We start from the raw sequence: 16,040 nt of genomic DNA on the forward strand, positions 1-16,040 counted from the left end.
CATGAGACAAAAGATTATAACCTTTATCCTTTGGGCGATATCCATTTCGGGCTATGCCCAGCAAAACGGAACGCTGCTGAAAAGCCAACTTCCCAAGATCTACATCGACGAGGAAATCTCGCTACACTTTCTTTCTCCCGAACCTATCCAATACGTGGATATCTCGACCGACAATATGATCGGTGATATTCCTTTGGAGAGTGTATTTCGGGTAAAAGCAATCCGAGACAGTGTGTCTAACCTCAATGGATACAATAAGTCTTTGGGAGTGGTTACCATTGTCGGGCAGAAATTCATCGCACAGTACGATTTATGGTATGCCCATGATGAGCGACAGCTGAAAACTCAAATCGAAATTCTTCCTATCCACACCAGTCCCTTGGAGGTCGGTAAAATCCCCATGAGCGAACAAGAACTTCGGTATTTTTCGATAGAGGCATTTAAAAGAAAAAAGAAGGACAAGATCACCAAAAGCAGCCAGTATGGGATTTTCGGTCAGGTGAATAGCATCTACACGGTGGACGATTACATCTTTTTGGACATCTCCTTTATCAATAAGACCAATCTCAAATTTGATCTGGACCAGTTGAGGTTTAAGATCGAGGACAAGCGAATCACCAAAGCAACCAATGTCCAATCCATTGAGATAGAGCCCGAGTACCAGCTTTTCACCCCGGAGAGCTTTGAGAAGAAATACCGAAATATCTACGTGTTTAAAAAGTTCACCTTCCCCAATTCCAAGGTGTTCACCATCGAGCTTTCGGAATCCCAAATCAGTGGAAGAACGCTCTCTTTGGAGATCAAGTACGCAGACCTTTTAGCGGCAGACACACTTTAAAAATGATTTTCCCCTTCAACTGAGCCTTTGCCATGAATGAGAAAAGAGAATTAAAAAGCCTTCACGCGACCTTTCAATTCATTGTCTACCTGATGGTGTTTCTGGACATTCTGATGTTTGTCTACGCCCCACAGTTGTTGGCCATGGATGGGGTAGGAAGGTTTCTTTTTCCTCTTTTCGAAAAGCTACAAAACCTGAAGATTTACAGTAATGTGCTTCTTGGAAAAGTGGCCATTTTGATAGCAATTTGCCTTTCAGCTATCGGGACAGTGGCCAGAAAGAACCTGGATTTAAACCCGAGAAATCAGATCATTTTTCCCTTGACAATCGGCCTGATTTTATTCTTTGGATCGATCTATCTCTACACGCTGGAAGATTCATTTTTGGTGATGGACTTCACTTCCATTCAAGACCTGGGGTACAGCCTATCATTATTTATAGGGGCTGTTTTGATCCATACTTCCTTGGACAATGTATCGAAACTGATCAAATCGGGACTGGGAAAAGATGAATGGAATATCGAAGGAGAGTCCTTCATGCAAGACACCAAAAAAATCGAAAATCCCTATTCCGTCAACATCCCCATGAAATTCTATTTCAGGGGAAAAGTCCGAAAAGGTTGGATCAATTTGGTCAATCCATTCCGAGGAACTTTTGTGATCGGAACCCCGGGTTCCGGGAAGTCCTTTGGAGTGATCAATCCTTTTATCCGACAGATGATTGGCAAGGGATTTACTATGTGTCTTTACGATTTTAAGTTTCCTGACTTGGCTCAGATTGCCTATTTCCACTATCTGAAAGCTCAGGACAAAAAGAAAAATCCAAATTTCAAATTCCATGTGATCAATCTGGATGAGGTTGAATATTCCAGAAGGATCAATCCGATCAACAGAAGGTATTTGAAGACGGTCGCCAATGCTTCTGAAACCGCTGAAGCTATTTTCCAATCCCTTCAAAAATCCGATTCCACAGGAGGAGCAGATAAGTTTTTCGAGCAATCCGCAATCAACTTTCTTTCTGCCTGTATCTTTTTTGTGTCTCGATATGAAGAGGGTAAATATTCCACCTTCGCCCATGTGCTGGATTTTCTCAACAGGGACTACGAGGATATTTTTAACTGTCTGACCAAATATCCCGAACTCAGATCCATGGTATCTCCCTTCCGAAGTGCCTTTGAAAAGAAGGTTTACAAACAGCTTGAAGGGCAGGTCGGCACTCTGAAGATTTTCCTTTCCAGACTGAATACCAAAGAAACAGCTTGGGTCTTCAGTGACGATGATTTCGATCTGAAAATCTCGGATCCCAATTCTCCTTCCATTCTAGTGCTGGCCAACAGCACCGAGACCCAGAGCATCACAGGTACTTGCTATTCGGTGATCATTAACCGGCTGACCCGATTGATCAACACTAAGGGCAATCTGCCAACCGCCTTGATAGCCGATGAAGCGCCGACTTTTTACATCCATAAAATCGAAAACCTGATTTCTACTGCCCGAAGCAATAAAGTAGCGGTTTTGCTCGGATTGCAGGAATTGCCTCAATTAAACCAGCTTCAGGGAAAGGATACGGCATCGACCATGACTTCGGTGATCGGAAATGTCCTTTGCGGTTCAGTTCGCCATAAGGATACGCTGTCCTGGTTGGAGATGATGTTTGGAAAGCGAAAGCAGCTGGGGCAAAGCATTTCAATTGATCGGGATAAAACCTCGATTTCGTATAGTGAGCGATATGATCCGCTGATTCCTGCGGGTAAAATAGCGTCTATGCATACCGGGGAAATTGCGGGAATTATCGCCACAGAAGGGACTCAATTTGACGGGAAATACAAAACATCCAATGTTCATTGTCGGGTCAATTTGGATATGAAGGAGATCAAGCAGGAGGAAAACTCTTACCGAAGCACTCCGAAATTCTATGATTTCCAAGGCAAGAAAGAAGAGATTCTGACCAAGCATTTTGAGAAAATTCACCGTCAGGTTACCGAGATTATAGAAAAGCACCGGGAAATGGCAATCCTAGATTAAGCCTTGAAATCATGCAAAGGAAACTTTCAATCATTCTTTATTTTGTTGCTCATCAAGCATTTTCCCAATTCAATTCCATTGAATTTCGAAAGGAAATGACTTCAGTGAACGTGATCAAGTCCGCTGAATTCAAGCAGGAGGAGAAAGGAACTGAAATTTATCCTTTGTCCCAAGGAGAACTTCACATGGAAAAAGGGAAGGAGCTTGTGCTGGCTTCCCTTCCCTTGGAGGATTTTTTCCTGACTTCGGGCTTTGGCTACCGATCCGATCCATTTTCCGGAGAAACGAAATTTCATCGGGGAATCGATCTAAAAACCAAGCGTTCAAAGGTGCTTTCCATGCTTCATGGAACTGTGGTTTCGGTGGGCAACGATCCGCTTTTGGGAATTTTTGTAAAAGTCCAACACGGCAACTATGAGTCGATTTACGGCCACCTTTCACAGTCCTTTGTAAAAAAGGGAGAGCGTGTCTTACCGGGAACTATCCTGGGGATTTCCGGAAGTACGGGAAGAGCTACCGGAGATCACCTTCACTTGACTATCAAAAAGGGAAAAGAATATGTCAATCCAGTCTTATTCATTCAATTGATTTCAAAACTATCGACTAAAGAAGAGGCAATCACTTATTTATCAAAACCATAAAGCAAGCAACATGGCAAATCAAAATGGATTACCGATGAAGGATTTGGAGATTTTTGGAGTCATCAAGAACGGAAAATTTACCATTCCTGAAAAAGAAGTCAACGCCCTGAAGAATGGCGGAATGACCGATATCGTGGAATTAACCGACCTGAAAGGGAAGGATATTTTCATCGATAAATTACCGGCTAGACTTTCCATAGTAAGGGGTGAAGATGGAAATCCAGCCTTGAGGATTGATCCCGTTTACAGGGACCCCAACTTACATCCCAATTTGAATGACGTTGAGCGAAATCAGCTGGTCCGGAAAGAATTGGCAAACATTAAGAAAAGCTTTGTGGACAAAGAAGGGAACATTCAGACTGAGATCATCGAGTACGATCAGCAAACCAAACAATTTCTCTCCTACAATCCTCAAGACATCAAAGCTCCTCAATCCGTCAATGGGCAAGAACTCGATCCACAGCAAAAGAAGAAATACAAGGAAGGGGAAACGGTGCTCTTGGCAGATGGGACAGCTTTTCAACTTTCGCCATCTGCTCCAAAAGGCCTCAGATCAAATAAGTCAGGGTTAGTCGTTTCGGTTTTGCTGGATGGAGGGGTATCCTACTTACTGATTACCGGTGTTCAGAAATTGCTCGGAAAGCAAAGCAAGGAGGATAAGGCATATACCGAAGGATACCTTCAAGCCATCAAGGAGGTACAAAAGCAGACAGAGCGACGGATTTCTAAAAATCCAAATGACAGGGATGCGATCCGGGATTTGAACAACATAAAGGAGGAATACTCCAAAATTTCGGCTGATTCCTCACTCCCCAAAGCCGTTAGGGATGAATTCGATATCAATGCCATCAAACGGCTAAACAGTATCGATACGGAAGAAGGAAAGAACCCAAGAAAACGCTTCGAACAAGACAATGGCTTTGACAGAGACCTTTGATATTTTGAGTTACAAAGGGGTGGACAAGGCTATTCAAGGTCAGTTTTCCAAGTTTGCCTATCAGGATAAAACAGGCCAGATCGTTTTTGACTTCTTTAATGAGAAAGGAGGGAAAGTGGATTGTGAAATCTTGAGTCTTTACCGGAATAAACAGGCTTCGAGAGGGATTTCTGTCCTTAATCTTTCAGAAGATTCTCGGGCAATTTTTGTCTCTGATTCCTATGCTTCCCTGATCTGCTTTGCCAATCAATTCAAAGCCAGAATTTCATTTGATGAAGCTGGTTTCTTGATCATCGGGGCTGAGTTTGAATCGAGCTTGCTGACCCCAGCTTTCAAGAAGATTTCAAAAAACGCCAAGATCAACACGGTTTTTAGCTCCTCGATTTTGGGGAGGGTGATGGATTGTAAGGTTCAGGATCTGGTTTATGATCGGGACTGCCGGTATTATTTGTCTGATGATTGGGTTCAGCTTAAAAACCAAAAAAGGAATAAAATCTCGAAGGAATCGATTTTTACCTTTTCACTTCGAACCTACTGCATCTCGCAAGCGATCACTCAAACAGTCCGAACATTTAAGCCTAAGCAAAAGGGAGTTGAGTCCTTTTATCAGCTAAATCAACTGCATTGGAAAGATCTCAATTAATATGGTTTTGCTATATTTAAACGCTTGTCACTCAAAATTATGGAGAATAATAATCTTGAATTCATGAAAAAGAGCCTGAAATTTCTCGGCTTTGGCACTTCGTTAAATGCCGCACTTGAAGCTAAAGTTTCTGAGCGACAGGAGTTCTTTAAAATCGGAGTTTCTGCCGATTTTAATGCCAGGCAAAAAGATGGAAGTCCGGGAAAGGACAAGGTTAATTATGAGCTGAATTTTTCGAGATCTTCGAAGCCTTATAATTATTCTTTGGATAGGGTAAAAGTCACTCTTAACGATCAGACCCAGAACACATTTTCGTATGGCAAGGGAAATGACGTGACGGCAAAGGAAGCTTACAATTTGCTTAGAGGGGCATCTATCCATAAAAAAGCTATTCTAAACAGGCAAATGGATAATGGGTTATTGGCTTCGGGAGAAGTCGGTCAGATGAAGGAAGGCTCAGGAGAAAAGATTGATTCCATCTGGATCAAACTGGATTTTGAAAGGCGGAATGAGCAGGGGAATTTCTCCTACAAAAAGTTCTATCCTGATCATGGATTCCACCTGGAAACTGAACTGAGCAGATTCCCGATTAAGGAGCTTGAAAATTTTCAGGAAAAAGAAATGCTGCTCTCCAGCTTAGGACGGGGTAATACCCAAAATGCCACTTTGGAAAATGGTCAACCCGTATTTATCGAAGCAGATCCTGAATCAAAGAAAATCCAGTTTTATGACATGGATTTTAGGAAATTGGACGTTTTACCTACTCAGACGCAAGAAATGGGTAGGTGAATTTAAGTCTGCCAAATCATTTATTTTATTCATATCAAGTCTTTTACATTTAACTATTCCAAGTCTTTAAACTAAACCATTTTAATCCATGAGAAACCTGAATTACCTGTTTTTAATCGCAATTACCATTTTTTTTGTTAGCTGTTCTTCGGAGAATGAGGAGCCTAAATTGGTTGAGAAAATTGTCACCATTGAAGTAGAAATGGAGGGGAATTACACCGACTATATGGTGACCTTTTCAGTTCATAGTATGCTCAGTGGCACCTCAACTTTTGTTGCTCCGGTGTTGGATCAGCCGACTGAACTCAACTGGACCCAAGTGATCGAACAAGGCAATTCCTATACGCTTTCTTTTGAGCCTGAAGTCCCGACTATTTCAGCCACTTCTTCAGCTCCGATTCATAGTTTAGGTCTAGTTTTTAATGCCGTTTATTTAGGAGGAGAAACCGATGATTCTTTCCAGCCACTTTCTGCGACCGTCAATGTTTTGGCTGATGGGGAGGTCTATCGACAATTTGAATATGAAGCCTTGGCTCCTGGAGAGGTTTCTGTGCCGCTGGCCGAGGAGATTACATTTTAATATAATAAGTAGGAACTCTTGTTTTAAACAATCGAAGGAAAGCTTGCCTAGTTTTTTTAACTGCAAAAAGAGAAAGTATGGTAAATCGACAAATTCAAATCAGGCTTAGAGCGCTAAAAATAGCTTTGGACGAAATCGATATTGCATTCCGTGAAACTAAAAAAGATGCATTTTTAGAGATAGGTTTTAAATACGATGTTCCTTATCCGGAAACGTCACAGAATAGAGCCCTTCATAAAAAGGTCGACTTAATTAGAAGGGAGCGTGAGGATATTTTGTACTACCGTATTTTTTGTTTCACACAAGTTGTTTACTCCTTAAAGGATTATTTGAAGAAAATTTATCCTTTAAAAAAACGGGAAATTGAAAGCTTTTTTTCAGATCAAATTGATGGATCAATTCCTAAGAAGGGCCTGGCTAATGATTTAAAGCATAATCCCGATAAGGATATGAAATTTGGGTTTGTGGAAAAGAGCAAAAAAACTGAAATCGTCAATCGATCAAAAATCACAACGATCAATTTTAATTTTAACTGGAAATATCAGGGCTTGGATACAATTGATCATTGTAAAACTGTTTTCAAAGAAATTCATCAATTTGTAAGAGATGAGATAGATTCTGTGTCCTAAGCGAATCAATTTGATCTCTTCAAAATTCTTGATTTCCCCTCTTGTTTTCTGATGATGCCCTATTCCGGTTTTATCCAATTGTATGCACAAAGGTCGGATAGCCTGTCAGTTTCAAAAAATTGGGGCTTGCAGCAGATTTCTAAAAACAGGGTTTCCTACGGACTGCCTCCCAGTTTTTAAATTCTATTTTTTTGGCACTTTCCCGGCCATCCTAAATGACCTGCATAAATTTTAACTAAAACCAAAATACAATGGCATTCTCAAAAAAGTACATCGGTAAAGGAAAGCAAGTCGAAAACATGGAAATTGTTGAAGTGAGCCTGAACATGGCAGAGCTTCAAAACCACACCTTCGAATATGAAGGAGAAACCTTCCTCAAGTTCAATGTCGCCAAGCTAAAGGAACCTGACCAGTACGGAAAAACCCACACGGTTTACGTTTCCGTCAAAGAACCGGATTCGGAAGAATCCTGAGAAAAGCCCGAAAGGGCTTTTTTCATTTTAATTCGAAATTAGCCAATTGCTTCATATAAGTATTTAGTCATTTTCGACTCTCTAGCTAGGTTCAGCCACTTTTTTTCGAGTGTCCAATATTTATCTCCGGGCTGGACATAAATCATATTTCTTATATCATTTTCATCATTCCCGTCTGCCTTCATCCATGAAACCATCATTTTTCTCAAATAGGCTGACCCAATAGCCGTGTAAAATTCAAACTGCTCCCAAGGGATGGCGTCATCGGAGTATTCTCCGAATTCCCTTTCGTTTAATTTGTGAATAAACCACTTTTTAAAATCAAGTAAATTCCGATTTCGATCTGAATATTTTATTAGGGCTCTTTTTACATCATTCTGGAGATTATTAAGGTCATTTAAGAAATTAGCCCATTCGCCAAAGTTTTTCCTTCTAATAGATGAAATTTCTTCAAGTTTTTCTTTAAAACTATTCGAGATCAAGCCTTCTTTTGGATGCTTTAGCAGGATTCTAATAAATGCAAAAGTCAAATTTGATTCTATATCGAATTCTCTTTCAAAATCCTTGTCAATTAGTGATTGAGCATGATCCCATGGGTAGTGTAAAATTATTTCTGGTTTAAGACTAAAAATCTTATTTATCGCAGCCTGAACCTCGGATAATTTGTTCAGATTATTAGGCGAAAATGCCAATTCCATTAAGGATAAATAAGTGCACACCAGCGTGTATTTGTTCGGGTCGGGAACTTGGAGATTATTTTTACTCAGCCCATACCAGATCATGGTATCACAGATTATTCTTGTCATTTAGGTGGTGGTTTTAGTATTTCAGATGGAATAAAATTAGCTTAATTCCTCCATCTCAGACTTCTACCGCCATTAAATGAATTAGAAATAGTTGACACTATTTGTCATTTCTTATGACTCAAATTGAATCATGTTTTTTCAATATCTAACTTTTGATCAGAATAGAATTTGAAGTATTTCTTAATTGTTTTATCTCAAAAAATGAGATAGTCCATTTATTTTTCTATTTTTAGTTTCAGTCTTTTTCGGGAATGAACAGAATCAAAGAAGTGCTTGAGGAAAAAGGGATTACCCAAACTTGGCTTGCCGAACAACTCGGCAAAAGCTACAATATGGTCAATGGCTATGTTCAAAATCGGAACCAACCACGATTGGAAGTGCTTTTTGAAATTGCCAGAATCCTAGGTGTGGACCCTAAAGATTTAATCCAATCTAAACACTAATAATTTTTAATGAATGAAAATAGTCAGTTTAACAATCGAAAACTTCAGGAGTTACAGAAACCCAACTACCATCACTTTTAATGATTTGACGGTTTTAATAGGTAAGAATGATATCGGGAAATCCTCAATTCTAGAAGCCTTAGATATTTTTTTCGACAATAGGAAAATGGAATCTGATGATGTAAATATCATCGCTAGAAGAAATGGGGAGTCTGCAAAAATTTCAGTTGTTTTTTCTGGAATTCCGACTGAATTGGATATTGACTCTGGAGGGAAAACTAACTTGCACGAAGAATACCTACTAGATGTTGATGGCAATCTCCATATCAAGAAGGATTTTTCAAGTATTTCTAAGCCAAAAACATATATTCTCTGTAATCATCCTTCTAATGAAAATGCCAACGATCTTTTTTACCTAACAATCGCACAATTACAAAAGCGTGTAAAAGATCTGGGTGTGGAAGGTGATTTTAAGGCCAATACAAAAAATGAAATCCGAAAAGCTATTTGGAATTCTTTGGGGGACGCCATTGAATTATTGCCTGCTGAATTGGAAACTGGGAAGGATGGAGTGAAGGATATTTGGGAAAAACTGACTCCTCATTTACCATTGTATGCCTTATTTCAGGCCGATAGAAAGAATGATGAAAAAGACAAAGAGATTCAAGACCCTTTGAAAGTTGCAGCAGAGCAAGCTCTAAAAAAGCATCTTGTTAAACTTGATGAAATTAAAAAGGAGGTCGAAAAGGAAATTGAGGAAATAGCTAATCTCACCATAGAAAAGCTGAAGGAAATGAATGCTGAGGTTGCAGAGCAACTAAAACCGCATTTTGCTCCTGAATTGAAATGGGCAGATCTTTTCAAGCCAACACTTACCAGCGATGATATTCCAATGAATAAACGAGGAAGCGGTGTTCGGCGACTTTTGCTCATTAACTTTTTTAGAGCTGAAGCCGCTAGGAAACGAAAGGAAAAAGGTGTTCCAAATATTATTTACGCTATCGAAGAGCCTGAAACTTCACAACATCCAGACTGGCAGATCAAATTAATGGATGCTTTGAAAACGCTTGCCAATGAAGAAGCTGCACAGATTATCACCACTACTCATAGTCCGGCACTTGCGGGATTGGTTGAAGTCGAGAATATTCGATTTATCTACAAAGAGATGGGCGAAAACATAATTGAAATAGGAACGGAAGAGAACGTCCAAAAAATTGCAAATACTCTTGGGGTATTGCCTAACATCCCTGACGAACTGGATAAATTAAAGGTAATCATCTGTTTGGAAGGACCTACGGACATCGCCTTTATGTTTAACATCTGTGGTCATTTTGGTATTGATCTTAAAAATGACAAAAGGATTCTTACCATATGCATGGGAGGAGGCACCTTGGCATATTGGGTGACGCACAACTATTTGAGTAAACTGAATCGACCTGAGATTCACATCTATGATAGTGATGTGAAAAAGTACCAGAAATTCATTGATATGGTCAATAAAAGAGGCAATAATAGCTGGGGAGTCCTGACAATGAAACGGGAGATAGAAAACTATGTCCATCCAGAAATAATCACTTCTCTATTGCAGCTTGAAAAAGCCTTGCATGATACATCCATATCTGGATGGCAATCTAGCTGGGATGTACTTGATGTGGAAGTGGAATTAGTCAAGCACAAGAGAAATAATATAAAAGGCTCAATCTCAGAGCATGGGGCTTCGAGAATGACTATTGACCTATTTAAAGACCTTGACGCCTTCGATGAGGTAAATAAATGGTTTGAAGAGATAAAGAATAGACTGAACTAAGCAATGCCTACACTACACTGGATAGGAAAGGAAAAAGTAATCAATCACCACCTAGACGTGCCCTTTAAGGTACTGGAGCATAGCTATGGATTTGATAATGGAACACAGACCAGAACCGAAACGCAAAGCGGAAACAAGATCATCCATGGTGACAACCTGGAAGCCCTTAAAGCTCTACTTCCAGAGTATGAAGGTCAAATCAAGTGCATTTATATAGATCCTCCTTACAATACAGGTGAGGAGAAGTGGATTTATAATGATAATGTTAATGATCCTAAATTAATTAAGTGGCTTGGTGATGTGGTTGGAAAAGAGGCTGATGATTTGACTAGGCATGATAAATGGCTATGCATGATTTATCCGCGTTTGCAGCTTTTAAACAAATTACTTCATCCACAGGGAAGCATATGGATTTCAATTGATGATAATGAGCAGAGTAGTTTAAAACTAGTTTGTGATGAGGTTTTTGGGCGTGGCCAGTTTGTTGCTGCTAATGTTTGGCAAAAACGATATTCCAGAGAAAATAGAGAGGCAATTGGAGATGTACATGAATATATATATGTCTATGCTAAGGATCAAAAGTTCTTTAAAGAGAATAGAAACCTCATTCCTGGAAACGAAAAGCAATTGAAAGTATATAGGAATCCAAATAACGATCCAAAGGGTAGATGGAGGCCCATTCCAATGACTGCTCAGGCTGGTCATGCAACTTCTGAACAATTTTATCCAATTGAGACACCTACTGGTGCAATTCATTATCCACCCCAAGGTAGATGTTGGGGTATTGCAGAGAAAACCTATAAAGAATTATTGTCGCAGGGACGTATATATTTTGGATTAGACGGATCTTCTCAACCAAATATTATCAGATACTTAAGCGAGGTAGAAGGATTTGTTCCATGGACTTGGTGGAATCATGAAGAGGTAGGTCATACTGATGAAGCAAAAAAGGAGATTTATAATATTTTGTCAAAATCTGTAGATTTTGATACTCCTAAACCATTAAGATTGATAGAAAGAATATTAAGAATAGCTACTAGTAGGGATGATTTGATATTGGATTCTTTTGCTGGTTCGGGAACGACTGCTCAAGCCGTTTTCAATTTGAATCAGGAAGATAATGGAAATAGAAAAGTGATTCTGGTAGAGATGCTAGAATATGCGGAAGGGATTACAGCAGAAAGACTAAGGAGAACTATAAGTGGCTATGAATACGATGGGAGTAAGAAGGATGTTTTGTTCTCCAAAAAGCTGAATTTTAATACAATAAAGAAAGGAGGAGAGTTGGCAAGAGATATTGATTTATTAAAGGAATCGAATAAGGCTAACTATGATAAATTTTCTGTAAAAATTGAGGAGGGAGAAATTATATTATATGGCGAGTCGAAAAAGAAAGTTGTTGTTGAAGGTACAGGAGGTAGTTTTGATTTCTACGAATTGGGCCAGCCTTTATTTGGTGAAGACGGAAATCTCAATGAATCGGTAGGGTTGCCAAAAATCAGAAACTATGTGTGGTACACAGAAACCAAAACTTCCTTGAAGGAAGGGAAGCATGTAGACAATGCCCATTTTTTAGGGAACCATGTCAATACTTCTTACTACTTCTACTACGAATCGGAGGCCATTACTACACTGGACCATAGCTTCCTGGCAAGTATCAAGACCAAAGCTGAGCAATATGTGATCTACGCCGACAATTGTTTGCTTACCAAAGAATTTATGGTCAAGCATCATATCATTTTCAAGAAGATACCTAGAGACATTACCAGATTTTAAGCATGAGCGACCAACAAAATAATTTCTTGCTCTACACCGCCCCTTCCGGGGAAGTACGAGTGCAGGTTTATTTACAGGATGAAAGTGTTTGGCTGACTCAAAAGGCAATGAGTTTGCTCTTTGACACTACTACCCAAAACATCACCATTCACCTCAAAAACATTTTTGAAAGTGGTGAATTGGACGAAATGGCAACTTGTAAAGAAATTTTACAAGTTCAACAAGAAGGAGAGCGTCAGGTCTCAAGAAAACAGAAATTCTATAATCTGGACGCAATTATCTCAGTCGGGTACCGCGTCAATTCATCCAAAGCAACTCAGTTCAGGATTTGGGCGACCCAAACCTTAAAAGAATTTATCATCAAAGGGTTTGTGTTGGATGATGAGCGATTAAAGCAAGGAACTACCGCTTTTGGTAAGGACTATTTTAAGGAGTTGCTCCGAAGGGTTCGATCCATCCGTGCCAGCGAACGAAGGATATACCAGCAGGTGACAGATATTTTCGCTGAATGCAGTATCGACTATGATCCTAAGTCAGAGATCACGAAGAATTTTTATGCGATGATCCAAAACAAGTTTCATTTTGCCATCACGGGAAAAACGGCTGCTGAAATAATTCATATTTCAGCTGACGCCAAAAAGGAAAACATGGGCCTGACTACCTGGAAAAACAGCCCGGATGGGAGAGTGCTAAAATCGGACGTGATCATTGCCAAAAATTACCTGCAGGAAAAGGAAATTCAACAACTGGAAAGGACCGTGACCGGATATTTTGACTACATCGAAGGGCTGATCGAGCGGGAAAATACCTTTACTATGGAGGGCTTGGCTGAAAGCGTCAATAAGTTTTTGAATTTTAATGAATATCGAGTCCTTTCCGGCAAAGGCAGGATTTCTAAAATACAGGCGGACAAAAAAGCGGTAAAGGAGTACGATGAGTTTAACAAGACTCAAAAGATCATCTCTGACTTTGACAAAGAAGTTAAAAAATTGAAGAAGAAGTAATGGAACTGAAGCCCTATCAACAAGAAGTCATCAATGATTTATCTCTATTCCTGGAGAAAGTGCAAGAAACCAAGGACACTGCCCAGGCATTCTATGATTTTTGGTCTGAGCATCCCAAAACGCCATTGATGCCCTTCTCGGGAACAGCCATTGAACCTTACAAAAACAATGTGCCAAGAGTACCCCATATTTGTCTGAAAGTGCCAACCGCGGGAGGGAAGACTTTTATAGCCTGCAATGCAATCAAAACTATTTTTGATGCCTTCAACTACGACAAGCCTAAAACTGTAATGTGGTTAGTTCCATCTAGTACTATTCTGGAGCAAACCATTAGAAATCTTAAAGATCCCTCACACCCCTACCGACAAAAAATCAATTCCCACTTTGGTAATAAAGTTGAGGTTTTTGATAAATCCACCTTGCTCCAAGGTAGCGGATTCAATGCCACCTCGGTAAAGGAGCAATTGAACATCATGGTCTTTAGCTTTGATAGCTTAAAGGCCAAAAACAAAGAAGACAGAAAGGTTTTTCAAGAAAATGGAAATCTGCAATCCTTTGAGAGTTTGTTGGAGAAGAATGAGGATATCACGTTAGGGGCTGTAATAAAATACCTTAATCCGTTGGTCGTGGTAGATGAAAGTCACAATGCCGAAAGTGATCTGAGTGTGGAAATGCTGAAGGAGATCAATCCATGTTTTATTCTGGACCTTACCGCAACACCTCGCAAAAACAGCAATATCATCAGCTTCATAGATGCTCTGGATCTGAAAAAGGAGAATATGGTAAAGCTACCGGTGATTGTTTATAATCATCAGGATAAGACTGAAGTGATCAACTCTTCCTTGCAGCTACAAAGGCGACTTGAAAAACAGGCACTGGATGAAGAGAAAAACGGAGGGAAATATATTCGTCCGATTGTGCTTTTTCAAGCCCAACCCCGAAATGCGGATGATAACACAACTTTCGAAAAACTCAAGGAGAAGCTCATCGAGTTAAAAATTCCGGAGGAGCAAATCAAAATCAAGACGGCCAATCTAAATGAATTAAAGAATATTGACTTGATGAGTCGGGACTGTGAAGTGCGATTCATCATTACGGTAAATGCACTTAAGGAAGGGTGGGACTGTCCCTTTGCCTATATTTTAGCTTCTCTGGCAGACAAAAGTTCGGCAGTGGACGTGGAGCAGATTTTGGGTCGTGTTTTGAGACAGCCCTACGTAATGAAGCACAAATTCCCCTTGCTTAATGTAAGCTATGTTTTGACCGCTTCTTCCAGATTTTTAGAGACGCTGGACAACATTGTAAAGGGGCTGAACAAGGCGGGTTTTAGTGACAAAGATTATAAATTGGCTGATTCCACTGCCGTAGAACCTGCTAAACCGGCAGATCCTTTACAACAGCTTACCTTAATTCCATCACTTGGTGTGACTCAAAATCAGTCGGAATCAGATGAGGATATCACTTCAGATATTGATGTGTCAAGAATTATAGTTTCGGACGATTCCCCGGAAGTGGAATCGGTATCGGAAATTGAAAACACGGCGATTGAACAAAATGAAGCTTTTGAAAAAGCAGTCACTGAAATGGAATCCAGTGGTATTCCAGTATTGCCCAACGAAATCCAAAAATTAGTGAAAAGATATACGATAAAAGAGGTTTTTAAAGAGGAGGCGGAAAAAGTAAATCACCCTCAGTTCTATCTCAAGGTGCCTTCCAATGATTTATTCAGCTCAGGGATAGAAGAACTTCCTTTAGAAAAAGAAAACTTATTGGAAGGCTTTGCTTTGAGTAAAGCAGACACCAACATCGCTTTTGACACCATTACTTCAGAGCTCTACAAAGTAGATTTGGACGAGACCAAGAAGGAACATACCCCAACTTTTGTTCGCTTAGATGGAGTAGTCAAAGAAAGTGTCATGGCCTATCTCCTTGATCCAGCCAGAAAAGAGAGTAGGATTAAGAATTTTACAAGGAGGATCATGGATTTGATTGGGAACATGTATCCTATCGCTGACAAGGAAATAGAGAAATATATCAATCGGATCTTGGAGGACTTTACTGATGAGCAATTTTCTGCTTTCGCAAACAACGAATACACCTATAAGGATAAGATAAAGCAAAAAATTACTTCTCTTTCTGAATCTTACGCTGAACAAAAATTCAAAGACTTTTTGGATACGGATAAGGTCTTCATCAAATCATCCTACTCGCTGCCCAAAAGCATATCCCCTGGAGATACGGCCAAGGATATCACCAAATCTCTTTATGAGAAAGAAGGGAAGATGAATGGATTTGAAGAGCAGGTAATTAATGAAATCGGGAACATGGGCAATATCGCCTTTTGGTCACGCAATATTGAGAGAAAAGGCTTCCGGATTAATGGCTTTATAAACCACTATCCCGATTTTATCATCCAAACGAAGAGCGGTAAGACTGTCCTTTTGGAGACAAAAGGAGACCATTTGGATGCTGAGCAAAAAATCCGATTGGGTGCGTTTTGGGCAAATAAAGCAGGAAATAATTTCCGGTATTTTATGGTGTATGAAAGGCGTACGGTAGATGGTGCCTACAAGCTTGAGGACTTTCTAAAAATCATTAAGGATATATAGTCTTCGGAAGTACAATTCTCAATAACAGTCGGTAGCCTGAA

At 39.8% G+C, this 16,040-nt stretch carries 15 protein-coding genes; 14 read left to right on the plus strand and 1 reads right to left on the minus strand.

Annotation, left to right across the window (positions count from 1 at the left end):
- The first annotated feature begins 1 nt into the window (after position 1).
- From traN to O0V13_RS10465, 9 genes are all read left to right on the plus strand, one after another.
- Positions 2-838, plus strand: a complete 837-nt coding sequence (gene traN / locus O0V13_RS10425; protein WP_268034909.1) for a conjugative transposon protein TraN — start codon at positions 2-4, stop codon at positions 836-838.
- 32 nt (positions 839-870) lie between these two features.
- Positions 871-2,862, plus strand: coding sequence for a type IV secretory system conjugative DNA transfer family protein (locus O0V13_RS10430; RefSeq protein WP_268034910.1), 1,992 nt, complete (start codon positions 871-873; stop codon positions 2,860-2,862).
- A gap of 11 nt (positions 2,863-2,873) precedes the next feature.
- The gene (locus O0V13_RS10435; protein ID WP_268034911.1) at positions 2,874-3,503 is read left to right on the plus strand and encodes a M23 family metallopeptidase; all 630 of its coding nucleotides are present in this window, start codon (positions 2,874-2,876) and stop codon (positions 3,501-3,503) included.
- A 10-nt stretch (positions 3,504-3,513) separates the two neighbouring features.
- Positions 3,514-4,440 (plus strand): DUF4099 domain-containing protein, encoded by a 927-nt coding sequence (locus tag O0V13_RS10440; protein ID WP_268034912.1) that lies wholly within the window; start codon positions 3,514-3,516, stop codon positions 4,438-4,440.
- Positions 4,418-5,083, plus strand: a complete 666-nt coding sequence (locus O0V13_RS10445; protein WP_268034913.1) for a hypothetical protein — start codon at positions 4,418-4,420, stop codon at positions 5,081-5,083. The genes O0V13_RS10440 and O0V13_RS10445 overlap by 23 nt, the downstream gene beginning before the upstream one ends.
- A gap of 63 nt (positions 5,084-5,146) precedes the next feature.
- Positions 5,147-5,872, plus strand: a complete 726-nt coding sequence (locus tag O0V13_RS10450; RefSeq protein ID WP_268034914.1) for a hypothetical protein — start codon at positions 5,147-5,149, stop codon at positions 5,870-5,872.
- A gap of 88 nt (positions 5,873-5,960) precedes the next feature.
- Complete coding sequence (locus O0V13_RS10455; protein WP_268034915.1) at positions 5,961-6,452, plus strand: hypothetical protein; 492 nt, start codon at positions 5,961-5,963, stop codon at positions 6,450-6,452.
- Positions 6,453-6,577: 125 nt separating this feature from the next.
- Positions 6,578-7,081: a hypothetical protein gene (locus tag O0V13_RS10460; protein WP_268034916.1), complete on the plus strand. Its 504-nt coding sequence runs from the start codon at positions 6,578-6,580 to the stop codon at positions 7,079-7,081.
- A gap of 251 nt (positions 7,082-7,332) precedes the next feature.
- Positions 7,333-7,554, plus strand: coding sequence for a hypothetical protein (locus O0V13_RS10465; RefSeq protein WP_268034917.1), 222 nt, complete (start codon positions 7,333-7,335; stop codon positions 7,552-7,554).
- Positions 7,555-7,592: 38 nt separating this feature from the next.
- On the opposite strand, the gene O0V13_RS10470 is transcribed toward O0V13_RS10465, so the two are convergent.
- Entirely contained in the window at positions 7,593-8,360 is a 768-nt protein-coding gene (locus tag O0V13_RS10470) for a hypothetical protein (protein WP_268034918.1), read from the minus strand.
- Between the two features lie 251 nt (positions 8,361-8,611).
- On the opposite strand from O0V13_RS10470, the gene O0V13_RS10475 reads away from it, so the two are divergent.
- Genes O0V13_RS10475 through O0V13_RS10495 form a run of 5 tightly spaced genes read left to right on the plus strand, consistent with a single transcriptional unit; the run spans position 8,612 to position 15,999 of the window.
- Positions 8,612-8,803 (plus strand): helix-turn-helix domain-containing protein, encoded by a 192-nt coding sequence (locus O0V13_RS10475; protein ID WP_268034919.1) that lies wholly within the window; start codon positions 8,612-8,614, stop codon positions 8,801-8,803.
- Positions 8,804-8,816: 13 nt separating this feature from the next.
- On the plus strand, positions 8,817-10,610 hold the full coding sequence (locus O0V13_RS10480; protein WP_268034920.1) for an ATP-binding protein: 1,794 nt from the start codon (positions 8,817-8,819) through the stop codon (positions 10,608-10,610).
- A gap of 3 nt (positions 10,611-10,613) precedes the next feature.
- A complete protein-coding gene (locus O0V13_RS10485) occupies positions 10,614-12,386 on the plus strand; it encodes a site-specific DNA-methyltransferase (RefSeq protein WP_268034921.1) in 1,773 nt (590 codons plus the stop codon).
- A 2-nt stretch (positions 12,387-12,388) separates the two neighbouring features.
- Positions 12,389-13,390 (plus strand): virulence RhuM family protein, encoded by a 1,002-nt coding sequence (locus O0V13_RS10490; protein WP_268034922.1) that lies wholly within the window; start codon positions 12,389-12,391, stop codon positions 13,388-13,390.
- On the plus strand, positions 13,390-15,999 hold the full coding sequence (locus O0V13_RS10495; protein ID WP_268034923.1) for a DEAD/DEAH box helicase: 2,610 nt from the start codon (positions 13,390-13,392) through the stop codon (positions 15,997-15,999). Before O0V13_RS10490 ends, O0V13_RS10495 begins: the two co-directional genes overlap by 1 nt.
- Positions 16,000-16,040 lie beyond the last annotated feature (41 nt).

The sequence above is a fragment of the Algoriphagus sp. PAP.12 genome, assembly GCF_026652115.1.
Lineage (GTDB): Bacteria > Bacteroidota > Bacteroidia > Cytophagales > Cyclobacteriaceae > Algoriphagus.